A 22,027-nucleotide genomic window follows, 5' to 3' on the forward strand; every position below is an offset into this window, starting at 1 on the left:
CTCTGTGGCACTATCCGGCCTGAAGGCTGCGGTTTCGTCTCTGCGAGGATTCTGATGAATACAGTTCTCAGCCTGTCTCCGGCTTACGATCGGCTCCACTCTTCCCTGCTGGAACAGCGTTCACAGGTGCAGTCTGCGGAGGTTATCCAGCTGGTTAACCGCGCCCTGCTGGCGGGCGAGCGCGTGAGTGCGGCCTTTTACGATCTCAGCCAGCTCAAGCTGTTACAGCAGCGCAAAAGCCTGCCGCTGCGGACGCCCAAGGCGGAAAAAGAGATTGCGAAGTTTCTCGATGAGCTGAATGCGATCACCCCGAAAAAGTTGATCGACAAATCGCAGTTCTCCGCGTTACAGAAGCAGGTTTCGCGCCTGATCGACAAGTTTCCCTGGAAGCACGCCAGCCCGATTCTGGTGCAGAATGCGCTGTTTAATCACACCTATCATCAGTGGCAGCAGGCGCTTGAAGCGTTGTTCAGCGAAGGCAATGGCGCTGACGTTTTCGACGATCTGCAACGTATTCTCAACGACTCCGCCAGAAAAATTCCGGTGCTGGGCGACACGGTTAGCCTGTTTAAACAGCTGACGAAGCTGGCTGCCGAATGCCGTGAAAAGTCGGCCCTGAGCGGTCTGGAAGAGAACGTGATGGCGGGCTATATTGCCGCCGCCGATATCGCCACCCGTGGCATTATTATTTTCGGCTCTACCGCCGAAGCCGTGCTACGCGGCGGTCCGCTCCCCGACGCCGAGCGGCAGGAAAAGCTGATTAAAGAACACTACCAGCAGGTCGTTGAACGCATGCATCCGTGGTTTACTGCGGTGTGATCTTTGATGGCGCGCGGCGGTGAATACCGCCGCGATTGTTGATGTAAAACAGAAAATAGAGCTTTATTGTGAGACTGATTTTTTTAGCTGCCGGGTGGTTTTATGGCGGATAAGTGCCAGGAGCGGACGTTGAAAATTCTATACTTACGCCTCAAATTGCCTTAAATTTATAGCATCCAGCATTTAAGAAATTATAGTCAAATGGCACAACTCCCAAGAAGTCGAATACTTTTCAAATATCGCAAATTTGATAAAAGCTGCTTAGAACTACTATTAAATCGAGAGCTTTGGTTTGCTTCTCCGGCCACGTTGAATGATCCATTTGAAGCAGAGTCTTCAATACATGAAGTTTTAGATGCTGTGTGGGCCCGCTATCCAATCCCAACTGCTGAGCGCAAGGCTTATGAGGAGTATCTGCATCATCAACTAAGTTCAGTTGGTATTTGTTCATTTAGCAAAGCCCGTAAGAATCAGTTAATGTGGTCACATTATGCTGATGAGCATAAAGGCGTATGTATAGGATTTAAAGAGCACAAAATTAGACCTCAGGGCTCTAATATATACCCTATCGATGTGACTTATCAAGATGAGTACCCTTTTCAAGAAATAATTGAACGCTTCAATTATTTTGAGCGCATCCATGGAATGAATAACTTAAAATCTATCACTGGCGACATTCTAATATCAATTCTTGGAACAAAATATACAAGCTGGAAATATGAGAGGGAACGGCGATTAGTTTTCGTTAAGCCCGTTGCACATAAGTTCGAACCGGATGCAATAAACTCAATTGCCTTCGGGCTACGAATGACAGAAAGAGACAGGCAGACATTACGGAATTTATTATCGGGAACTGAGTGGGATCATGTGAAATGGTTCCAGTCAATAAAGTCTGCGACGAAATACTCGCTTGAGTTTGAGCATGTAAAATAATTTTTTGATTAGACATAGAGTCTTAATCTCACATGAGCTCTCACAGGTCTAGTAGGAGTTGTTTTTAATAACCTACTGCTACGATGTCTTATAACCCATGATCGTGGCATGTAGGTTCCGCTCCTGGCTCGGAGCGGAACATCAGTCCAATTAACTTGTCCGCTCCGTGCCAGAAGCGGACAGCCCGATTTCATCAAAAGAACACTGCTATTACGCTAAACTAATGTATCTCCAGAAATACTCAATACAATCAAGTCTTATTCCCGACTCTTCCATTTTTTTCTTGACAAAGTTCTACGAAGTAATATCAAACGATCACCTTTCACCTTTCACCTTTCACCTTTCACCTTTCACCTTTAAATATGTTCATCCAATGGTAGTGTAAATATTGCATACGATTGGTATTTCCATTAGCGTAAGGGATAGTTCTACTTTCGATTGTAGAATACATTTGTGCAAGGTTTTCGGTCATTACTTTATCTCGGTTGATTACTACTTTTCCATCTGAGGAGATGGCAATGAAACCATTTTCGAAAAGTGAATCACATATTGCACACTGCAACATTGCTATATTATCAAAATCTGCTCGCTCTTCATGTGTACATTTAGACCTCGGCTTCACATGAGCAGCAATCAGAATGGCATGAGGCCATGAACTTCCACAAATCTCACAGATTCCTACATCATTTTCATTGCCACAGAGCACAGATTGTTGAAGTAGAAGGTATTCTCGAAGGAGTGCTTGTTCTGCACGAGTCTTTGTTAAAACGGTACCCAGTACATCTAGTGAATCCAATTCACTGATAATATTTGTTATTTTTCTTTTTATACTATCAATGCGTTCCATTCTAGTATCGATAGGTCGAACTATTTTCTCTATAGGAATATATATATCATCAAGTGGTTTATAGTAATCATTTCGTCTACCGCCACCTTCTTTGTAATACAAGGTTGGATAACTAAAAATAAAAGGTTTGAAAGCCTCCGGGACCTTTCCTTTTAATTCCTTTCCCATACTCATTGAGTCTAATGGGCCGCCATTTGATTTTATAGCATTTAAGGCAATCACTTGATAATTAATAGTATCACTGAACTCGATCGATTGGTGTTCTGAATAAAGGTGCTCCCCTGGAATTCTATAACCAGGTGTTGACTCCTGGAGCAAACCAGTTGCCAAACAGTAATCGTCCAGCGCATCATCGGAGCTTTCCAGAAGCTCTAAGCAGGCATTTTGACGTGCATCTGCTTTGCGGCGGAAGTTGTGCGTAAGGGCCCTTTTTAAAGCAGATATAACTCTTTCAACTTTAAGTGGACTTTTATAGTGAACAAAAATTGGTTTGAGTATTCTACTAATTCTTTCGTCACGAGACGCGAAAGCATAAAAACTTCCTTCAGAAATGGATAAAAAGTCATTTTCAGTTGAAATTAAGTCAGAGATATATTCATACCTAATTTCATCGGGAATTTCTTCAATAAATCGTGGGGATACTGGATTCCATGCGGAATCAACAAGTTTTTCTATTGAAAATAACCCACCGAAATATGTTGATATCTTGCCAGCATACGTGACTAAATCGCTAGTAGCACATTTGGCATTATGGTTGCTTCCTAGTATAATTTGATGTCCATTATACTCATGGAACTTGAAATCCGTATTTATTCCGAATGATTTCGCTAATTGAACAACTATAGGTAAATGAATGTTGTTATCAATTACCCCAGCTCTAATAAGAATGCTTTGGACTTTATTTGAAAATATTGGCTTTTTAGTATTCGTAATTTTTTCGATCAATACTTCAATTAATTCCTTTAACTGAATAAGATCCGTTTTCTGTGCTAGGGTAATAGTATCCCCTGCTGCCAAGCCTCGATTGAGCCGACTTAGTTCTGTCGGCAAGTGTTGGTTTACGAATTTCGAAATAATCTGGCGCGCTCTTTCTCTGGTGACCTCCCGACTGAGTTCAGGCAGTTTACCCAGTGAGTCTAAGGTCAAATTTCTTCGCGAAGATGTCTGAGTGAAGTGTGCTTTCAATATGATCTTAGCATTTTCTGATGTTCTATTTTTATAACAAATGCGATCAATCAGTTCTGTAATAATTTCTTGGTAGGCTTTACTCATAGCAATCCTTACTCATAAAGTACTGGTAATGTGATGCGATTTATGAATGTTATTGCCTCTCATCGGTCAACGCATGATGTATTTTCGCATTGGCCAAGAAGATATAGCAACATACCTAATTTGCAGTAAATGTATATGAATCTAAAATCATCTTATGCCTTTTTCTGGTCTGATAATGCTATATTTTTTAGAGAATTACATCTTAAAATTCTTATTCTGCTCCTCGAGCATAACGAACATTTGATATGTACAAACCTTTTAGATAGTCAGAGTCAATACAACACAATAAGTAAAGATGGCCGCTATCTCTCATGGCGCAGTTCAAATTCGTTCAACTGCTCTAACGCTTTCGCCACACTCTGGAACATCAGATGTTTTGCCTCATGCTTCTGTGGCAGCCGAGAAACGACGGTAAACACACTTCCGCTGCTCTCAGACCAGCAGTCGTCATGAAGTGCTGGTATCAACATCTGTCTTGCTTGATGCTGCAATGCAGGAGTCGTCAGACTACAGATGTACGTTCGTACTTCAAACTGTCTTCCAGGTGTTTTGTCTAGAAAAAGTACCACATCAGATTCACTCACCCAGTGCGACAACCCGAAGCGCAGCGCCGGGTAACCTTCCCAGTGATTAAGTGCCGTTGCGACCTCATAACCACGATCAGAAAAGTGCTCTGTCAGAAACCGTAGGCCTTCCTCCTGAAGTGATTTCACCACAGCATTTTTTAGTAACACCGCTTCCTGAATATTACGCAAATTTTCGAGAACGAAGGTTTCTGTTTCTGCTGCAATCGTATTTTTACCCATCAGTGTCTCCAGATGCAGAATGAATTCGCGCAGCAATACCTGCCATTTATTGAGCGGGGAAGAAATGCATGCCATGCCGAGCCTGTGCGACAGAACAGAAATAAACATACTGTAGCTTATTCCTGTCCAACCGGCAGGAGCCAGTCCCTCCGGCGACAGAACCACCAGGAACGGTTTCTTATCTGGATGTTTTTGCTGCAGATACCCACTGTAATCATTGAAAGGATTGTTCTGCTGGTGCCAGATTTTATTCTCCAACACCATGGCCCATTCTTTCGACTAAAGTAGCAAATCGATTCGAGTTCCTTTTTGGGTCATAACCTCTCGGGCTGGTGGAGAGAGAAGTGATGCATCAACATCGGATGACAGGCATTCCAGAAAGGCCCCAAGAACAAGTGTATTCAGTCCATGGGGAGCATCTGGATCAATAAAGAAAGCGAGTAAATCGCTGACAGGGTTTTCATAGTGTCCGCGGGCACCAACCGAAAAGATATTGGTCTCACTTTTTTCAGCAGCAGGCAGTGATTTAAGGCGAATCAGTAATTCTTCCAGAACAGACAGGTCCATCGGTTTCTCCGCAGCGGCTTTCCCTAGGCAAAAACATACCAACAAAAAGAGCCCTGGCATAGAGGTGATCCTGTCTGCACAAAGGTATTGACGCTCTATATTTGCGGCAGATGTAAAAACCACTCTGTACTAAAATCCCGCACCCAGAAAATTACAACGCATAACACACCAAAACCCCCGTCAACCGCCCCCCAGTATTTCCAGGATAATATCGCGAGGGAAGACGGTTTCATGAGTTTGCATAAGTTCTTCTCGCGTCCACCAGCGGTGCCTGCTGATGACTTCCCGTTCATTTCTGCTCCACCTTGAGCAATCGATCTCCGCCTTATCCGTATAAATTAAAAAGAAACGCTCTTCTGCCAGTACGGTTTCACCATCAGGTAGCATCATTGGGAAGGTTCGGGATGCGACGGAGTCTCCAACTGCATGCCTTTCCAGCCCGGTTTCTTCCAACAATTCGCGTAAGGCAGCCTGCTCATAGGACTCACTGTTTTCAACTCCCCCACCCGGCGTTGCCCAGTATGACTGGCCGCTTAAGGCATCATTTTTATGGGAAAAATTGAACAGTAAGACGTGGTTTTCCTGCGATAGAACGATCAACCTGGATGATGGGCGAGTACGCATCAGGGCTTCCTTTCTTCAAAGCTGCATAAAAATAATTTCCTAGTTATGTATGTAACCATAAAAGATTGGCATCAGGCGCGGCTTATTTATCTGAAAGAGATGTTCTCAAGCGGACAATCTGAATCGTAATGCGCCTGCATTCTACTGCCAGCCGCATTCTGTGCCCGGCAGATGGCAGAAAGTCAGTGGCGGCAGCGAAATCCAAATCTTTCTCTCTTTGTAAATCGCCGCGCCAGACGTTACTCTGGTGACGGTTTCCACGGAAAGATAATGGATATTTACAGGTTATGTCTGCCCCCGCCAAACGTAAGAACGATCCGGAAGGGTTAAAAAAACGCATTATTGCCAGCGCGCTGACCACCTTTGCCGAATTTGGCCTGCAGGGCGCGCGCATGGAACAGATTGCCGATAATGCGGGAACCACCAAACGCATGGTGGTTTACCATTTCAATAATAAAGAGCAGCTTTATATTGCGGTGCTGCATCAGGTCTATCAGCAGATCCGCGAGCATGAAACCGGCCTGAACCTCGCCGAGATGTCACCCTCGCAGGCGATTGCCTGCCTGGCCGAAGCCAGCTTTGATTATCACATCAACCATCCTGATTTTATGCGGCTGATATGCAGTGAAAACCTGATGCGTGGCCGCTATATCAGCCAGTCAGAATCGATCCGCACGCTGAACCAGAGTGCGCTGAACGTGCTGGATGAGGTGTTGAATCGGGGTAAAGAGAGCGGAGAATTCGCCAGCAGCGTCTCAACGGTGGATGTTCACCGATTAATCAGCAGTATCTGCTTCCATAATGTCTCCAACCGCTACACCTTTAACAGCCTGTTCGGCAGCGAAGAGACGGAAAGCCAGAGCATTAAGCGTAACCGTAAACTGGTGGTGGATGCCACTCTGCGTTATCTGCAACCTTCGGGAAGTTAATCTGTACAATAAAATTACGCCTGTACAAATTTCTCCGCCCGTTATCACCAGATAACGGGTTTTTTGTCTACGCTTAATAGTCCACTCTCCCGATCCAGCTTTACAGGAGTTGTCGATGACGCGTAAAACCTCTGATTTTCCTCTGCGCACTACCAGGCTGCCGCCACAGGAACCTCGCCTGTGGAACTGGGCGCAAAATGCGCCACTGGCGGATAAAAAGCAGATACTCCAGCCGGAAAGTGAGCGTCACCTGTGCGAACTGGTCGTCGCTGCGTCTGGCAAGCTGAGGGTGATGGGCAGCCGAATGTCGCCGGGCCGGATGCTGGCGCTGGGAAACGCCGATGACCGGCTAATTGATACCAGCAGGCTGCGCGGCCTGATATCCCACGATGCCAATAGCGCCACCTTCGCCGGCGGCACGCCGCTTCATGAAGTGTATGAACTGCTGACGGCAATGGGACGCATGCTGCCCGCATCGCCCGGCGTTATTGACTCGCAAACGCTGGCAGGCGCCCTGGCGACCGGCACCCACGGCCAGGGGCTGTATCAGAGTTCCATCGGTGATGAGGCGCTGCGCATCCGCATGGTGCTGGCCGACGGCAGCGTTGAAGAATTTGATCGCCAGCATCCGTGGTTCCACGCGGTGCAGCTCGGCCTGGGATGCCTTGGCGTGGTGACCGCCGTGACGCTGCGCACCCGCCCTTCTGCGGTCTATACCTGCTTTAAAAACGCCGTCAGCGGCGATTCGCTGGCAGACGATCTGCTGGAGTGGAACCGTAATTATGCGCTGAGCAAAGCCTGGTGGTTCCCCGATGAGAATCAGGTGCACGTATGGGCAGCACGGGAAGCCACCGACGAAGAGCGCGCACAGTATCACGCTAATCACGGCGATCCGCTTATCCAGCAGGAAACCAGCGATGCGATGAATCAGACCATCGATCAGACGCTGGAGCATATGCGTAACGACACGCAGATCCGCGATGAGAACGGCAAGCCGTTTCGTACCGTCACCCGTTTTAAAGATTTTTCGGACGTTACCGGCGATGTCTATCAGGTATTTTGTCGCGGCATTGCCACCCCACAGATCAATGTCGAGATCGCCATTCCGTTGGCCCGCGCGGGCGCGGTTATCGCGCGTATTAAACGCTGGCACGCGGAGAATCAGCCGCATCTGCACTACCCGGTGATCCTGCGCTGTACCGGCGCGTCGGAAAGCTGGCTCAGCCCGGCCTGGCAGCGGGAGAGCTGCTTCTTCGGCTTTGTGGTCTATTACGCCGAGGATGGTTCCCTCTCCGCAGAGGGCGTGGCCTTTCTGCATGAGGTTGAAAAGCTGCTGGCGGAAGAAGGCGGCCGCCCGCACTGGGGAAAATACTTTGATGCGGATCTGTACGACTGGTCAACGCTGTATCCGCAAATGGCGGCGTTTCGTGAAGTGCGCGAGGCGCTGGACCCGCAACATACATTCAGCAACGCGTTCAGTCAGCGCCTGCTGGGCTAAGGAGATATCGCCATGATGGCATGGACTACGTTACTGACCCAGCCGGGCTACCTGATTGGCGTGCGCGCGCTGGCAAAATCGCTGCAGGTGAGCGGCAGTCGCTATCCCCTGATGGTGATGGTCACCGGGAATATCGGCGCGGGGGTGCGGGCAACGCTGGAGCAGGATGGCTGCCTGGTGAGAGAGGTGGACCCGGTCAGCCCGGACCCCACGCTGGAAAATCGTTATGCCAATGCGCGTTTTGCCGAAGTGTGGACCAAACTGGCGGCGTGGACGTTCACTGAATTCGAGCGGCTGGTCTTTCTGGATGCGGATATGCTGGTGACGCAGAATATGGACGAGGTTTTTGCCCTGCCGCTGTCAGCGGATCACATTGCAGCCTGTCACGCCTGCCGCTGCAACCCCAATCGCATCGCCAGCTATCCCAGCGACTGGACGCCGGAAAACTGCTTTTACAGCTGGTGCAAGGGAGAGGAGCACGTTGAGCAGCCTGACAAGGTGGATAACTATCTCAACGGCGGCTTTCTGCTGCTGACGCCGGATAAGGCCGTTTTTGACGCGATGATGGCACAGCTGGCGGCGCTGGATGACCTGTCCACCTATCTTTTCGCCGAACAGGATTTCCTGAATCAGTTTTACCGCGATCGCTGGCAACCGCTGCCGTGGGTGTACAACGCGCTGAAGACGCTGCCGCATCAGCATCCCGACATATGGAACGATCGGCGGGTAAAAAACATTCACTACATTATCGATAAGCCATGGGAAAAAACGCCGAAGCCCGGCGATCGGTATTATGAGCTTAACCGTAAGTGGTGGCTGATTGCTGACCAGCTGAACTGATCCCGTGAATGATGCAGACTTTCGTTTCCATTCCGAAAGTCTGCATCAGAATCAATCACAGCTGGCGGTAGTTATACTCGTCAGTCGCGGTCCTGCTTATCTTCGCGCTTAACCACACTGTTCCGCTATTTCTTCGCCTCAAACAGCGGCACAGGCTGGCCCTGAATATAGCGTTTGCGCAGCTTCGCCGAGAGGTAATCCATGGTCATCACGATCACCACCATAATCAGGGTGATAAACATCACCACATCCCAGTTCCACAGGCGCATGTGCTCGGCATAAACCAGCCCGACGCCACCGGCCCCGACAAAGCCCAGCACCGCCGCCGAGCGAGTGTTGGACTCAATCTGATACAGACTGAGCGCCAGGAAGGCCGGGAAGGACTGGGTGAAGATCCCGAAGCGCTGCTTCTGCACCGCCGTGGCGCCCAGCGCATTCAGCCCGCGACCCGGCGAGCGCTCTACCGCCTCATGCCCTTCGGCATAGAGTTTCCCGAGCAGCCCGACGTCCTGCATGATAATCGCCAGTACCCCGGCCAGCGGCCCCATGCCGACGGCGCGTACGAAGATCAACCCCCAGATCGCCATATCAATTCCGCGCAGCAGATCCAGCAGCCTGCGGACGATCAGCGAAACCGGGCGCAGCCCCGGCGTGTTCATCACATTGCGGGCGGCGAAGAACGACAGCGGCAGCGCAATCAGCGTGGCGGTCAGCGTCCCGGCGAAGACGATGCCGATGGTGATACCGATCTGGCCGAAGTAGTAGGCAAACGGCCAGTTGGCGACGTCGTGCCAGACAAACATCCGCAGGAAGTAGTGACCCAGCTGCCCCAGACCGATGGTCAGCTGCTGCAAGCTGATGCCAAAGTTGGCAAAGAAGAAAATATAGTAGAGCAGAATGGCCCCGGCGATCAGACCGGTTTTGGTCAGGTAACGGCGCTGGACGGCAAACAGCGCGCTGTGCTGCTGCCGAATGCTGTTCTGCCGTTCGCTATTGATGGAGACGATCATGCGGCTTTCCCCTCTACCACGCGCTTGCGTACCTTGCCGGAGAAGGTATCCAGCAGCGAGACCACCACAATAATCAGCAGCAGCGTCATGCTGACCTGATCGTAGCGATCCAGTTTAATATTGGTCATCAGCTCCTGGCCGATACCGCCCGCCCCCACCAGCCCGAGGATGGTCGACTGGCGGAAGTTGATTTCCAGGCGCATAAAGCCGTAGGACAGGAATACCGGTTTCACCTGCGGCCACAGGGCGAAGCGCATGCGTTGGAACGACGAGGCTCCCGCCGCGGCCAGGCCGCGCACCGGCTTGTCGGACGCGCTTTCGATGGCTTCATAGAACAGCTTGGTCAGGCTGCCGATGGTGTGCAGCGCCAGCGCAAGGAACCCGGGGATCACCCCGATACCAAAGGCCATCACGAACATCACCGCCCACGCCAGTTCCGGCATGGTGCGTAAAAACGCCACCCCGGTACGGATAGCAAAACTGACGCCGCGCGGCGTCTGGGTATTACCCGCGGCGAGGAAGGCCAGCACCCCGGCCACCATCACCGACAGCACCGTAGCCGCCAGCGCCAGCTGTAGCGTTTCCCAAATCAACGGCAGCTGAATATGCAGGCGATAGCCCCACCAGGCCAGCGAGCCGTCGGTCTTCACATCTTTAAACAGGGCATCAAAACGCAGCGCCGGAATGGTTTCGCGCAGGTAGTCAAAGAAGTGCGGCAGCGACACCCAGACGGTGTGCAGATTGAATTCAGCCAGATGCGCCGAGCCAAGGTACAGCCCCAGCAGCAGGAGTGACCACAGCAGCGTATCGCGCTTTTGCCTGCCGCGGATCTGCTGGTAGTAACGTTCAAAATCGGGATTTGTCATGCGGACACCTGAATTAAGGGCCGGAAGTCCGGCCCTTACAAACGGGGAGAAAGCGGCGGATTAAGAACGCTTGGAGGTCAGTTCACGTTTCATATCGATAATCGCCTGGTAATCTTTTACCGTGGCCGGGCCGATATGCTGTGCGCCACCAACGGCTTTCACGAAGCAGCTGTGCTGTTCGGTATCCAGCTTTTTGATCGCGGTGATCAGTTTGGCTTTGAAGTCCGCTGGCAGCTTGTTGCTGACCAGAATCGGGCCGTTAGGGATCAGCGGCGATTCCCAGATAATGCGAATTTTCTTCATCAGGTCCGGCTGACCGGCACGGATCATACGGGTGAAGGCACCGCTGGTATAACCGGTATTGTAGTCGCCGATCATTGAAGCCCAGGTCACCGCGCCTTCAAACTGGCCGTTCAGCACGCCCAGCACATCCTGCTCGTGGCCGCCGGAGAAGGTCACGCTGGAGAAGAAGCCGTTGTATTTGTCATCCACGCTGCCGCCGAACTCTTTCTTGAAGCTCTGGTTCGGGATCAGGAAGCCGGAAGTGGAATCCGGGTCGGCCATGCCGAAGGATTTACCTTTCAGGTCGGACAGTTTTTTGTACGGGCTGTCGGCTTTCACCACGACCACAGAGTGGTAGCCGCGTGATTTATCCGCATCGTCCACCACGATACCAACCACGTCAACCGCCTGCGGATCGGCGATGTACACGGAGGCATAAGAGGATGGAGACATGCTCAGTACCATATCCACTTTGCCACCCAGCAGGCCCTGGATCACGCCAGAGTAGTCTGAAGAGTTACGCAGCTTGGTATCAACGTTCAGCTCTTTATCGAAGAAGTCTTTCACGCACTGGTTATCACCGATCTGCTGGGTGGCGTTCTGGCCGCCGAGAATGCCCAGGTTCAGTTCTTTTGGCGCGTCTGCTGCAAAAGCGTTGGCGGCCATAACACTGCTGATTACCGCTGCGAGTAGGTATTTTTTCATTGCTGTGTCCGTATCCCAAAAGTGTTAGTTAAGCTGCGACATCTCTTCGCCATACAGAGTATGAAGAAGGCTGTCGGTCAGCTGCGACGGATGTCCGTCAAAAACAATGCGCCCTTTGGCAATGCCGATAGCGCGCGTGCAGTACTCTTTCACCAGCTCCACCGAGTGCAGGTTAACCATCACGCTGATGCCGTTTTCACTCACCTGGCGCAGTACATCCATAATGCGGCGAGTGTTTTTCGGATCGAGCGAGGCAACCGGTTCGTCGGCGAGCAGAATTTTCGGGTTTTGCATCAGCGCACGGCAGATCGCCACGCGCTGCATCTGTCCACCGGAGAGGTTCTCGGCGCGCTGTAACGCCTGCGGCAGCATATTCAGCCACTCCAGCAGGCCAATGGCGCGGGCGCGATCCTCGTCAGGGAAAATTTTAAACAGGGATTTCAGCGTCGAGGTCTGGCTCAGACGCCCCAGCAGGACATTGGTCAGCACGTCCAGACGCGGCACCAGGCAGAAATCCTGGAAAATCATGCCGCACTCACTGCGCCACTGGCGCATCTGTCGGGCGTTCAGCTCAACGATATTCTGCTGTTTGCCGTTTTCGGCGAAGTGGCGGATCTCACCTTCACTGGCCGGGATCGTGCCGTTCAGCACGTGCAGCAGCGTGGATTTCCCCGCGCCGGAACGGCCGATAACCGCCACCAGCTCACCGGCGTGCAGGTCGAAGTTAATGTCGTCCAGCACGCGTGCCTGCGAGCCGTAGGATTTACCCAAACCGTTCACCGCCAGCACTTTGGCGTGGCTGGCCGGATTAGGTATCGCCTGATGCTGTGGGGCAATTTTTAACTGTGCCTGTGCCATTGTTATTTACCGTTGTTGTTAAGCGCGTTCGTCGTTGTGCGCTTATTAAGGGCGAGCGCGATGACGCTCATATGACAGGCGGGTGATGAAACGGTGACAGGCGAAAAGAATTTTTCCGGCGTTAATTCGGTGACGACGCCCGGTAGATGCGCTGGGGACGCCCGACTTTGCCATAAACAATTTCAGCGCAGATCTGCTGCTGGCCGGCGGCGAATTCCAGATAGCGGCGGGCGGTGGTCCGGCTCAGCTTCAGTTCCTGAGCCACCGTTTCGGCGGTATATCGCGCGTCCGGGTCGGTAAACAAATCGCTGACTTTTGCCAGGGTTAACGCGTCAATACCGGCAGGCAGCGGCACTTCACCGGCAGCGCGGGCGTAGGCATTAAACATCTCGTCGATCTGCCGCTGGCTGGCGGCATCCGGGTTTGCCAGCATCGTTAACCGCTGCTGATAGCGATCCAGCGTTTGCTCCAGCCGCGACCAGGAAACGGGCTTAATCAGATAGTCAAAAACACCGCAGCGGACGGCTTCCGCGACCGTGTCCATATCGCTGGCCGCAGTAGTGAAAACCACGCCGCACGGGCTGTGTGCCGCCGTCAATTCGTGCAGCAGCGTGATGCCATTTCCATCCGGCAGCGCGTTATCAAGCAGGATCAGTGACGGTCTGAAACGCGCAATCATCACCCGCGCCTGGGCTAAATCGCCCGCCAGCCACACCTGGCCGCGGCTGCTGCGCTGGCGAATAAACTCGGCGTGCGTTTCGGCCAGTGCGGTTTCATCTTCAACGATCAATATGCTCAGGGGGTGTGCCATGGGTTGGTTTCACTTTGGGTAAATAAATAGAAAACAGCGTACCGCGAGGGTGATTATCCTCCAGCGTAATCACCCCGCCGCAGCGTGCCACGTAGCCAGCAATCAGATAGAGGCCAATACCGTGCTCATCGTGATTATCGGCTTTGCTGCTGACTCCCCGGTTAAATATCGCATCCCGCTGCGCTTCGGCGATACCGCAGCCCCGGTCGGCTACTTCGATTAACACCTCCGCCCCTTCATCACTCAGATACAGCTCCACGTAACGATCTTCCGGCGAACCGTCGCGGCAGGCTTCAAAGGCGTTGTCCAGCAAATTGCCGACGATAGAGGCAAATTCGCCGCTGTTCAGTCCTGCGGGGAGCTGCGTGAGCTGGCTGCCGTCAGCGACCGCGAGTGTTATTCCCAGCTCGCTCGCCCGCTGCATCTTGCCAAACAGCAGACCGACAAGCTGGCGGTCGGCAAAAGCTCCCAGCAGGCGATCGACCGTCGCCTGTTGCAACTCCGATTCACCGTGCACCATCTCCAGTACCCGATCGTACTCCTTCATTTGCAGCAGGCCATTGATCGTCGACATCCAGTTGAGCTGTTCGTGGCGCTGGGTTTGCAGGCCATCAACATACTGCTCCATGCCGCGCATTCGGTGGCGCAGATAGGCGGCAAACAGCCACCACAGCAACAGCAGCAGTAAAAGCATCGCCGCGAACGCACCGGCTACCGGCAGGATAAAGTCCCGCCGCCAGCCCTCTATTTTGCTGGTAAGATAACCGAGTGAAACTACGCCAACCACCTGCCCGTGTCGGTCAAAGACCGGCGTTTTCGCGCGCAGCGCTACGCCAATCGACCCTTCCCCGCTAATAAAATAGCTTTCCCCCTTCTCCAGCGCGCCGGGTTTGGTCCACTGCATCGGATAGCCAATTTTAGCGGGATTGGGGTGATACAAACGAATCGAATGGCGATCGCCGATCACCAGATAGTCAAAGTCAGAGCCGCTCGCCAGGCGGCGAACGATGGCACGAAGCTGAGCGGTATCTCGCGCCTCTACCGCCGCCACCACGCTGTCGTTGGAGGCGATAATCCGCGCCTGATTCATCGCCATATCACGCACCTGATGGTTCAGATAATCTTCAAATCTGGCGGAAAAATAGTGCCCCAGCGCAGCGATTAACAGTGCGGAAATCAGTAACAGAAACAGGAAGAATCGCAGAGGAAACATTCGACGATCGAACAGGCGTAAACAGTTTGTATTCATTTTATTTACCATTGCTTAATTCCCTGCTTCGCCCGATCGATTCCATTATTGTCAATAAAATTCAAACACACTGCATCAGTGAAAATAAAACCCTGCCAGTATCCGTCACAAAATTAATTAAGCAAATAAAAACCATTAAGCTCTTTTAAATCAGGTCGCAGTTTATGAAACAAATCAAAAAAAACGGCACGCCTTGCACGTAATATCGCCGCATTAGTCAGTCACCGAACGCATTCATGTAATGAATGTTATTGATTTGAAAAAATTTATCATCCTCTACGTTGCCTTAACGGAAACGTGAAGAGGTGGAAAAAGTTCAGATATGTTATCCCATTGTGTTTTTTCCCAGGTAAAACGCGCTGAAAACCGAAAGATGGCCGCCATTATTCAGTTTTTACGCCAAAACGATTTGAACATCGACACGTCGGTAGAGGTATTTATTACCGTCACCCGCGATGAGCAGCTGATTGCCTGCGGGGGCATTGCCGGAAATATTATTAAATGCGTTGCCATCAGCGAGTCCGCACGCGGGGAAGGCCTGGCGCTAACGCTGGCGACGGAATTAATCAACCTCGCCTATGAACGGCAGTGCACGCACTTATTTATTTACACGAAAAGTGAAAATGAGGCGTTATTTAAGCAGTGCGGCTTTTACCCTCTCGCCCGCGTTCCCGGCGTTATGGTGCTGATGGAAAATGATGCCACCCGCCTGGAGCGCTACGCCAGTTTTCTCACCACCCTGCGTCGCGGCGGCAGCAAAACCGGCTGCATCGTGATGAATGCCAATCCGTTCACCCTCGGCCACCGCTATCTGATCCAACAGGCCGCTGCCCGGTGTGACTGGCTGCACGTGTTCCTGGTGAAGGAAGATACCTCGCGCTTCCCGTATGAAGATCGCCTGGCGCTGGTGCGTGCCGGGACCGCAGACATTCAGGGCCTGACGGTGCATCGCGGCTCGGAATACCTGATCTCCCGTGCCACCTTCCCCTGCTACTTCATCAAAGAACAGGGAGTGATCGATCACTGCTACACCGAAATCGATCTGCAAATCTTTCGCCAGCACATTGCCCCGGCGCTGGGAATTACCCACCGCTTTGTCGGCAACGAACCGTTTTGTACGGTGACCGCTGATTACAACCGCGATATGCGCCGCTGCCTGAACGATCCGGCGATGGATGCACCACCGATTGAGCTGGTTGAAATTGAGCGCGTGCAGTATCAGGGCAAAGCCATTTCCGCTTCCTGGGTCCGCCAGCTGCTGGTGAAGCAGCAGGTCGCCACGATCGAACATCTGGTGCCGCCCACCACCTTCGACTATCTGCAGCAAATGCTCCCTGCCGGGAAACAACCCCATTCTGAATCAGTAACAGGTGAAACATGAAAATAATCCATGCAGCCGTTGCCGGCACTCTGGAATCAGGCGATGTGATGATCCGCATCGCGCCTGCCGACGGGCAGGAAATCGATCTGCAAATTAACAGCAGCGTTGAAAAGCAGTTTGGTGAGGCGATCCGCGCCACCATTGCGCAGACGCTGCGTCACTACGGCGTACAGGGCGTGCAGCTGATCGTCGACGATAAAGGCGCGCTGGACTGCATCCTGCGCGCCCGTCTGGAAACCCTGCTGGCCCGCGCCGATGGCCTCGCAGCCCTGCCCTGGGAGAACGCAAAATGAGCACGCCACACAATGAAGCGCGGCGCTCACGCATCCGCCGCAGCATGCTGTTTGTTCCCGGCGCTAACGCCGCGATGGTCAGTAACGCATTTATTTATCGCGCCGACGCGCTGATGTTTGACCTTGAAGACTCGGTGATCCTGCGCGAGAAAGACGCCGCCCGCCGTCTGGTCTATCACGCACTCCAGCATCCCCTTTACCGGGACGTCGAAACTATTGTGCGCGTCAATGCCCTGGATTCCGCCTTCGGTCTGGACGATCTGGAGGCCGTGGTGCGCGGCGGCGCGGATATCGTGCGCCTGCCGAAAACCGACAACGCGCAGGACGTCGTCGATATCGAAACTGAAATCAGCCGCATCGAAGCGCAGTGCGGCCGCGAGCCCGGCAGTACCGGATTACTGGCGGCGATCGAATCCGCTCAGGGGATTACCCAGGCGGTGGCAATTGCCCACGCGTCACCGCGTTTGATCGGTATCGCGCTGGGGGCGGAGGACTACGTGCGCGATCTGCGCACCGAGCGCTCCCCGGAAGGCGTAGAGCTGCTGTTTGCCCGCTGCTCGATTCTGCAGGCTGCACGTTCGGCGGGCATTCAGGCGTTCGACACCGTCTATTCCGATGCCAACAACGATGCCGGTTTCCTGCATGAAGCGGCGCATATCCACCAGCTGGGTTTCGACGGTAAATCGCTGATTAACCCGCGCCAGATCGATTTGCTGCACAACCTCTATGCCCCCACGCGCAAGGCCTTTAATCAGGCTCAACAAATTGTCGAGGCTGCCGAAACGGCGGCGCTTGAAGGGCGCGGCGTGGTGTCGCTCAACGGAAAAATGGTCGACAGCCCGGTCATTGAGCGCGCCCGCCTGGTGCTTTCCCGCGCGGTGCTTTCCGGAATTCGTGATGAATAAGGACAGACTATGACTCAGCATCAACAGCAGGAACACAGCAGCGAGCAGCGCCGGTCAGCGTTTGACTATCCGGCGTATCAACCGGTTTCGAAACTCAATTTGCAGGCGCAGAAACCCCGGGATGGCAAACTGTGCGCCACTCTCGAAGAGGCCGTTCGCCGTTCGGGGCTCAAAGACGGTATGACCGTTTCCTTCCATCACGCTTTTCGCGGTGGCGATCTGACGCTTAATGCGGTGATGGAAACCCTGGCCCGTATGGGTTTTAAAAACCTGACGCTGGCCTCCAGTTCGCTGAACGACTGCCACGCGCCGCTGGTCGATCACATCCGCAATAACGTGGTCAGCCGCATTTACACCTCCGGCCTGCGTGGCCCGCTGGCGGAGGCGATATCACGCGGGCTGCTTGCCGAACCGGTACAAATCCACTCCCACGGCGGCCGCGTCGAGCTGGTTGAGCGCGGCGAGCTGAGCATCGATGTCGCCTTTCTTGGCGTACCGGCCTGCGACCCGGCGGGGAACGCCAATGGCCGCATCGGCCGCGCCTGCTGCGGCTCATTAGGCTATGCCAAAGTCGATGCCGATTACGCCCATAAGGTGGTGCTGCTGACCGAAGAGATCGTCAGCTACCCGCACGCGCCGGCCAGCATTGCGCAGGATCGGGTCGATCTGATTGTTCAGGTCGAACGCGTGGGCGATGCCGACAAAATCGGCGCGGATGCCACCCGCATGACCACCAACCCTCGTGAGCTGCTGATCGCCCGCAGCGCCGCCGAAGTGGTGGTTAACTCTGGTTACTTCAGGAACGGATTCTCGCTGCAAACCGGCACCGGCGGTGCCTCACTGGCGGTGACCCGTTTCCTGGAGGACAGCATGCGCCGCCGCGATGTTCACGCCGCGTTTGCCCTGGGCGGCATTACCGCCGCAATGGTCGACCTGCACGAAAAGGGGCTGATCGGCAAGCTGCTCGACGTGCAAAGCTTTGACCGCCACGCGGCGGAATCGCTGGCGCGCAACCCAAACCATATTGAGATCAGCGCCAACCAGTACGCCAACTGGAGTTCAAAAGGTGCCTCGGTCGATCGCCTGGATGTGGTGATCCTCAGCGCGCTGGAGGTGGACACCAGTTTTAACGTTAACGTACTGACCGGTTCCGACGGCGTACTGCGCGGTGCTTCAGGCGGCCACTGCGACACGGCGGTTGCCGCCGCGCTGTCGATTATCGTTGCTCCGCTGGTTCGGGGCCGTATCCCAACGCTGGTTGATAAGGTCACCACCTGCGTGACGCCGGGTTCCAGCATCGACATTTTGGTTACCGATCACGGTATTGCCGTTAATCCGGCCCGCCCCGAACTGGCCGATCGGCTGAAGGAGGCTGGTATAAAGGTGGTGCCGATTGAATGGCTGCGCGAGCGGGCCGAACTGCTGACCGGCAAGCCTCGGCCGATTGCCTTTACCGATCGAACTATTGCGGTGGTGCGCTACCGCGACGGCTCGGTGATTGATGTCGTTCGTCAGGTCAGGGAGTGAATCATGCCGCTATATATCACCTCGGCCACCCGCGCCGTTATCACCGTGGAGCAGCTGCTGACCAGCCGGGATGCACGCCGCGCACGTCAGCAGGAATGGCTGGCGCACGATGCCAGTACGTTAATTTCCTTCACCGTTCTGGCACCGGGATCGGTAAAAGACAGCCCGCTCACACGGCACATTTTCAATCGCGGCCTGCGGGCGTTACGGCAGTTGCTGGAAGCGTCCGGCTGGGAAATTAACCGCCAGCGCTGCGTTGCGCTACCCAGCGGCCCGGAAGGTCTGCTGGCGGTTAACGCGCCCGCCGAACGGGTGAAGCGCGCGCTGATCGATCTCGAGCAGGCTTCGCCGCTGGGCAGGCTGTGGGATTTTGACGTGCTCACGCCGCAGGGAACCCTTCTGTCGCGCAAAGACTTCGGCCTGCCTCCCCGCACCTGTCTGCTGTGTCAGCAGGAGGCCTCGGTGTGCGCCCGCAATCGCGCACATCCGGTGACCGACCTGCTCCGCCAGATGGACGCGCTGCTCCAGAAGGCTGATGCCATTAACCATCATTAAATCCCTGATAGAGGATCGATTATGTCCATTGCGAAAGATAAGATATGGAAATCTCTGGCACCGCTGGTTGTTCTCGCCATTATGCTGCTGATCCCGGTGCCTGATGGCATGCCGCCGCAGGCCTGGCACTATTTTGCGGTATTTGTGGCGATGATTGTTGGGATGATTCTTGAGCCCATCCCGGCAACCGCGATCAGTTTTATCGCCGTAACCATTTGCGTTATCGGCAGTCACTACGTGTTGTTTGATGCCGCCGAGCTGGCAGATCCGGAATTTAACGCCGGTAAACAGGCGCTGAAATGGGGTTTAGCGGGCTTTTCCAGCTCGACGGTCTGGCTGGTGTTCGGCGCATTTATCTTCGCGCTGGGCTATGAAGTTACCGGTCTGGGCCGACGTATCGCACTGTTTATGGTTAAGTTTATGGGTAAGCGCACGCTGACGCTGGGCTACGCCATCGTGATCATCGACATTATGCTGGCACCGTTTACCCCTTCCAATACCGCACGCACCGGCGGCACGGTGTTCCCGGTGATCAAAAACCTGCCGCCGCTGTTTAAATCATTCCCCAACGATCCCTCGTCAAAGCGCATCGGCGGCTACCTGATGTGGATGATGGTGATAGGCACCAGTCTCAGCTCATCGATGTTTATTACTGGTGCCGCGCCTAACGTGCTGGGCCTGGAGTTTGTGGGTAAAATTGCCGGTATTCATATCAGCTGGCTGCAGTGGTTCCTCAGCTTCCTGCCGGTGGGGATTATCCTGCTGATCGTGGCACCCTGGCTGTCCTATATTCTTTATAAGCCAGAGATCACCCACAGCGAGGAAGTCTCAAACTGGGCGGGTGGCGCGCTAAAAGAGATGGGTCGCCTGACGCGCCAGGAGATGACGCTGATTGGTCTGGTGCTGCTGAGTCTGTCTTTGTGGGTATTTGGCGGCAAAATTATTAACGCCACGGCGGTCGGCCTGCTGGCGGTATCCCTGATGCTGGCGCTGCACGTGGTTCCGTGGAAGGACATCACTAAATATCACAGCGCCTGGAATACGCTGGTTAACCTCGCCACGCTGGTGGTGATGGCGAATGGCCTGACCCGCTCCGGCTTTATCGACTGGTTTGCCAACACCATGAGTCGCCATCTGGAGGGATTCTCCCCCAGCGGTACGGTGGTGGCGCTGGTGCTGGTGTTCTATTTTGCCCACTATCTGTTTGCCAGCCTGTCTGCCCACACCGCCACCATGCTGCCGATGATCCTTGCCGTGGGGAAAGGTATTCCCGGCGTGCCGATGGAGCACCTGTGTATCCTGCTGGTGCTGTCGATTGGTATTATGGGCTGCCTGACGCCGTATGCCACCGGTCCCGGCGTGATTATCTACGGCTGCGGCTACGTTAAGTCGAAAGATTACTGGCGGCTGGGTGCGATATTCGGCGTGGTATTTATTTCGCTACTGCTGCTGGTCGGCTGGCCAATTCTGGCACTGTGGAGCTGATTTTCGGGGCAGTTTTTTGGGGCAGACTGCACTGGCTTTCTGCCCCTTCTTTATGACGCTCCGGATGCCCGAGTTTCTCGGGCAACTCGTATTGACATTACCCTGCTTTCAGCGTGATTTACGCATAAGCCGCATCAAAAAATGCCTTCTCCAGCCCCACCGCACGGCGGAAAAGATCCTCACACTGCGAGGCTTCTGCTGGCCCAACACGATCCAGTTCCTCACGGATAAATGCCACAAACGCGTTGAAATCCGGATTATCATGCAGCGTAACCCACTCGGCGTAGACGAAATTCTCCGGCAGCGGTCGGGCAGCGTGAGTCGCCCAGTCATAATACAGCCATTCAGCTACGTTCAGCACGGTAAGGATCGCCGCATAGCTGCGGGTGGCTGCCGCTTCACGCATGATGGCTTTAAAACCGGCCGTCGGAGCGGTATCCGGCTGTTCGTTACGTAGCTGCTCACTGACGCCCAGCGCGATAAACGAACGCAGGAAATAGGTGTTTTCTTCGGAGGAAACCATCCCGGCAAAGCGGCCAAAACGCAGGCGTGCTTCGGTGGTATCCGCACTGGCCATTGCCGCGCCAACCAGGATCAGGAAGCTGTCGAGGAAGCGGTGATCCTGAATCAGATAATTGATCATCACACGGTCGTCAACGGTGCCAGTCACCAGCTCCTCAACGAAACGGTGATTAACGGCCGCCGACCAGGTTGGCAGATTTTGGTTACGCAGGATTTCGGTAAAACGTTCGGTCATCGTGTTGTCCTGTAAAGTAAAGACAGCGCGACTGAATGTGGATACTCTGGCCGTCTCGATCGGAGGCAGGCAAAAGTCAGACAGGTTGCGCCATCCCTTCGCCGGCATTATCCGGATCAGGTATTAAGGGTCTTCGCACCGTTGCAAGTGCAAACTCTCAGCCCGCTGGTGGGCTCCCCCTGGAAAGGTTCGGCAAGAAACATAACCT

Annotated in this window: 22 protein-coding genes and 1 riboswitch; of the genes, 11 read left to right on the plus strand and 11 right to left on the minus strand. The window is 53.6% G+C overall.

Annotated elements, in window-relative coordinates:
* Positions 1–54: 54 nt before the first annotated feature.
* Entirely contained in the window at positions 55–819 is a 765-nt protein-coding gene (locus OMR58_RS11000; protein WP_200560816.1) for a hypothetical protein, read from the plus strand.
* A 201-nt stretch (positions 820–1,020) separates the two neighbouring features.
* Entirely contained in the window at positions 1,021–1,752 is a 732-nt protein-coding gene (locus tag OMR58_RS11005) for a DUF2971 domain-containing protein (RefSeq protein ID WP_264545919.1), read from the plus strand.
* 343 nt (positions 1,753–2,095) lie between these two features.
* Here the strand turns inward: OMR58_RS11005 and OMR58_RS11010 are convergent, their stop codons facing one another.
* From OMR58_RS11010 to OMR58_RS11025, 4 genes are all read right to left on the minus strand, one after another.
* Entirely contained in the window at positions 2,096–3,871 is a 1,776-nt protein-coding gene (locus OMR58_RS11010; RefSeq protein ID WP_264545920.1) for an HNH endonuclease signature motif containing protein, read from the minus strand.
* Positions 3,872–4,173: 302 nt separating this feature from the next.
* Positions 4,174–4,941, minus strand: a complete 768-nt coding sequence (locus tag OMR58_RS11015) for a hypothetical protein (protein WP_264545921.1) — start codon at positions 4,939–4,941, stop codon at positions 4,174–4,176.
* 15 nt (positions 4,942–4,956) lie between these two features.
* Positions 4,957–5,244, minus strand: a complete 288-nt coding sequence (locus tag OMR58_RS11020; RefSeq protein WP_264545922.1) for a PD-(D/E)XK nuclease family protein — start codon at positions 5,242–5,244, stop codon at positions 4,957–4,959.
* 180 nt (positions 5,245–5,424) lie between these two features.
* A complete protein-coding gene (locus tag OMR58_RS11025) occupies positions 5,425–5,868 on the minus strand; it encodes an NUDIX hydrolase (protein WP_200560813.1) in 444 nt (147 codons plus the stop codon).
* Between the two features lie 287 nt (positions 5,869–6,155).
* Here OMR58_RS11025 and OMR58_RS11030 point away from each other — a divergent pair, with 287 nt between their 5' ends.
* From OMR58_RS11030 to OMR58_RS11040, 3 genes are all read left to right on the plus strand, one after another.
* Entirely contained in the window at positions 6,156–6,797 is a 642-nt protein-coding gene (locus OMR58_RS11030; RefSeq protein ID WP_200547836.1) for a TetR/AcrR family transcriptional regulator, read from the plus strand.
* 115 nt (positions 6,798–6,912) lie between these two features.
* Positions 6,913–8,295, plus strand: coding sequence for a D-arabinono-1,4-lactone oxidase (locus tag OMR58_RS11035; RefSeq protein WP_200560811.1), 1,383 nt, complete (start codon positions 6,913–6,915; stop codon positions 8,293–8,295).
* Between the two features lie 12 nt (positions 8,296–8,307).
* Positions 8,308–9,135, plus strand: a complete 828-nt coding sequence (locus OMR58_RS11040; RefSeq protein WP_200560810.1) for a glycosyltransferase family 8 protein — start codon at positions 8,308–8,310, stop codon at positions 9,133–9,135.
* A gap of 125 nt (positions 9,136–9,260) precedes the next feature.
* Here the strand turns inward: OMR58_RS11040 and phnE (OMR58_RS11045) are convergent, their stop codons facing one another.
* From phnE (OMR58_RS11045) to OMR58_RS11070, 6 genes are all read right to left on the minus strand, one after another.
* Positions 9,261–10,145 (minus strand): phosphonate ABC transporter, permease protein PhnE, encoded by an 885-nt coding sequence (gene phnE, locus OMR58_RS11045; RefSeq protein ID WP_264545923.1) that lies wholly within the window; start codon positions 10,143–10,145, stop codon positions 9,261–9,263.
* Entirely contained in the window at positions 10,142–11,011 is an 870-nt protein-coding gene (gene phnE / locus OMR58_RS11050) for a phosphonate ABC transporter, permease protein PhnE (protein ID WP_105594886.1), read from the minus strand. The genes phnE (OMR58_RS11045) and phnE (OMR58_RS11050) overlap by 4 nt, the downstream gene beginning before the upstream one ends.
* Before the next feature lie 60 nt (positions 11,012–11,071).
* Complete coding sequence (gene phnD, locus OMR58_RS11055; RefSeq protein ID WP_105594885.1) at positions 11,072–11,998, minus strand: phosphonate ABC transporter substrate-binding protein; 927 nt, start codon at positions 11,996–11,998, stop codon at positions 11,072–11,074.
* A gap of 24 nt (positions 11,999–12,022) precedes the next feature.
* Entirely contained in the window at positions 12,023–12,856 is an 834-nt protein-coding gene (gene phnC, locus OMR58_RS11060) for a phosphonate ABC transporter ATP-binding protein (RefSeq protein ID WP_200547831.1), read from the minus strand.
* A 121-nt stretch (positions 12,857–12,977) separates the two neighbouring features.
* A complete protein-coding gene (gene dpiA, locus OMR58_RS11065; RefSeq protein ID WP_264545924.1) occupies positions 12,978–13,667 on the minus strand; it encodes a two-component response regulator DpiA in 690 nt (229 codons plus the stop codon).
* Positions 13,636–14,916 (minus strand): ATP-binding protein, encoded by a 1,281-nt coding sequence (locus tag OMR58_RS11070; RefSeq protein ID WP_264545925.1) that lies wholly within the window; start codon positions 14,914–14,916, stop codon positions 13,636–13,638. The genes dpiA and OMR58_RS11070 overlap by 32 nt, the downstream gene beginning before the upstream one ends.
* A gap of 322 nt (positions 14,917–15,238) precedes the next feature.
* Between OMR58_RS11070 and citC the strand changes: the two genes are divergently transcribed.
* From citC to OMR58_RS11100, 6 genes are read left to right on the plus strand one after another with little or no spacing between them, the layout of a single operon-like run.
* Positions 15,239–16,297 carry a [citrate (pro-3S)-lyase] ligase gene (gene citC / locus OMR58_RS11075; protein ID WP_264545926.1) on the plus strand — a complete coding sequence of 353 codons (1,059 nt, stop codon included), beginning with the start codon at positions 15,239–15,241 and terminating at the stop codon, positions 16,295–16,297.
* The gene (gene citD / locus OMR58_RS11080; protein WP_264545927.1) at positions 16,294–16,590 is read left to right on the plus strand and encodes a citrate lyase acyl carrier protein; all 297 of its coding nucleotides are present in this window, start codon (positions 16,294–16,296) and stop codon (positions 16,588–16,590) included. The genes citC and citD overlap by 4 nt, the downstream gene beginning before the upstream one ends.
* A complete protein-coding gene (locus OMR58_RS11085) occupies positions 16,587–17,495 on the plus strand; it encodes an aldolase/citrate lyase family protein (protein ID WP_264545928.1) in 909 nt (302 codons plus the stop codon). The genes citD and OMR58_RS11085 overlap by 4 nt, the downstream gene beginning before the upstream one ends.
* A 9-nt stretch (positions 17,496–17,504) precedes the next feature.
* Complete coding sequence (citF, locus tag OMR58_RS11090) at positions 17,505–19,022, plus strand: citrate lyase subunit alpha (RefSeq protein ID WP_264545929.1); 1,518 nt, start codon at positions 17,505–17,507, stop codon at positions 19,020–19,022.
* 3 nt (positions 19,023–19,025) lie between these two features.
* Positions 19,026–19,577 carry a citrate lyase holo-[acyl-carrier protein] synthase gene (gene citX / locus OMR58_RS11095; protein WP_264545930.1) on the plus strand — a complete coding sequence of 184 codons (552 nt, stop codon included), beginning with the start codon at positions 19,026–19,028 and terminating at the stop codon, positions 19,575–19,577.
* Between the two features lie 21 nt (positions 19,578–19,598).
* On the plus strand, positions 19,599–21,062 hold the full coding sequence (locus tag OMR58_RS11100; RefSeq protein ID WP_264545931.1) for an anion permease: 1,464 nt from the start codon (positions 19,599–19,601) through the stop codon (positions 21,060–21,062).
* A gap of 118 nt (positions 21,063–21,180) precedes the next feature.
* Here the strand turns inward: OMR58_RS11100 and OMR58_RS11105 are convergent, their stop codons facing one another.
* Positions 21,181–21,819 (minus strand): TenA family protein, encoded by a 639-nt coding sequence (locus OMR58_RS11105; RefSeq protein ID WP_264545932.1) that lies wholly within the window; start codon positions 21,817–21,819, stop codon positions 21,181–21,183.
* 76 nt (positions 21,820–21,895) lie between these two features.
* Positions 21,896–22,009: riboswitch (TPP riboswitch) on the minus strand.
* Positions 22,010–22,027 lie beyond the last annotated feature (18 nt).

Source organism: Erwinia sp. INIA01 (assembly GCF_025947915.1).
GTDB classification, from domain to species: Bacteria; Pseudomonadota; Gammaproteobacteria; order Enterobacterales; family Enterobacteriaceae; genus Erwinia; species Erwinia coffeiphila.

Bases quoted from the DNA above. Each gene is read 5' to 3' on its own strand.
- citD (WP_264545927.1), top strand. From the start codon at position 16,294: ATGAAAATAATCCATGCAGCCGTTGCCGGCACTCTGGAATCAGGCGAT.
- OMR58_RS11015 (WP_264545921.1), bottom strand. From the start codon at position 4,941: ATGGTGTTGGAGAATAAAATCTGGCACCAGCAGAACAATCCTTTCAAT.
- OMR58_RS11100 (WP_264545931.1), top strand. From the start codon at position 19,599: ATGTCCATTGCGAAAGATAAGATATGGAAATCTCTGGCACCGCTGGTT.
- phnE (WP_105594886.1), bottom strand. From the start codon at position 11,011: ATGACAAATCCCGATTTTGAACGTTACTACCAGCAGATCCGCGGCAGG.
- OMR58_RS11025 (WP_200560813.1), bottom strand. From the start codon at position 5,868: ATGCGTACTCGCCCATCATCCAGGTTGATCGTTCTATCGCAGGAAAAC.
- dpiA (WP_264545924.1), bottom strand. From the start codon at position 13,667: ATGGCACACCCCCTGAGCATATTGATCGTTGAAGATGAAACCGCACTG.
- citF (WP_264545929.1), top strand. From the start codon at position 17,505: ATGACTCAGCATCAACAGCAGGAACACAGCAGCGAGCAGCGCCGGTCA.
- OMR58_RS11040 (WP_200560810.1), top strand. From the start codon at position 8,308: ATGATGGCATGGACTACGTTACTGACCCAGCCGGGCTACCTGATTGGC.
- OMR58_RS11030 (WP_200547836.1), top strand. From the start codon at position 6,156: ATGTCTGCCCCCGCCAAACGTAAGAACGATCCGGAAGGGTTAAAAAAA.
- OMR58_RS11000 (WP_200560816.1), top strand. From the start codon at position 55: ATGAATACAGTTCTCAGCCTGTCTCCGGCTTACGATCGGCTCCACTCT.
- phnE (WP_264545923.1), bottom strand. From the start codon at position 10,145: ATGATCGTCTCCATCAATAGCGAACGGCAGAACAGCATTCGGCAGCAG.
- OMR58_RS11010 (WP_264545920.1), bottom strand. From the start codon at position 3,871: ATGAGTAAAGCCTACCAAGAAATTATTACAGAACTGATTGATCGCATT.
- OMR58_RS11085 (WP_264545928.1), top strand. From the start codon at position 16,587: ATGAGCACGCCACACAATGAAGCGCGGCGCTCACGCATCCGCCGCAGC.
- citC (WP_264545926.1), top strand. From the start codon at position 15,239: ATGTTATCCCATTGTGTTTTTTCCCAGGTAAAACGCGCTGAAAACCGA.
- OMR58_RS11105 (WP_264545932.1), bottom strand. From the start codon at position 21,819: ATGACCGAACGTTTTACCGAAATCCTGCGTAACCAAAATCTGCCAACC.
- OMR58_RS11005 (WP_264545919.1), top strand. From the start codon at position 1,021: ATGGCACAACTCCCAAGAAGTCGAATACTTTTCAAATATCGCAAATTT.
- phnC (WP_200547831.1), bottom strand. From the start codon at position 12,856: ATGGCACAGGCACAGTTAAAAATTGCCCCACAGCATCAGGCGATACCT.
- OMR58_RS11035 (WP_200560811.1), top strand. From the start codon at position 6,913: ATGACGCGTAAAACCTCTGATTTTCCTCTGCGCACTACCAGGCTGCCG.
- OMR58_RS11070 (WP_264545925.1), bottom strand. From the start codon at position 14,916: ATGAATACAAACTGTTTACGCCTGTTCGATCGTCGAATGTTTCCTCTG.
- citX (WP_264545930.1), top strand. From the start codon at position 19,026: ATGCCGCTATATATCACCTCGGCCACCCGCGCCGTTATCACCGTGGAG.
- OMR58_RS11020 (WP_264545922.1), bottom strand. From the start codon at position 5,244: ATGGACCTGTCTGTTCTGGAAGAATTACTGATTCGCCTTAAATCACTG.
- phnD (WP_105594885.1), bottom strand. From the start codon at position 11,998: ATGAAAAAATACCTACTCGCAGCGGTAATCAGCAGTGTTATGGCCGCC.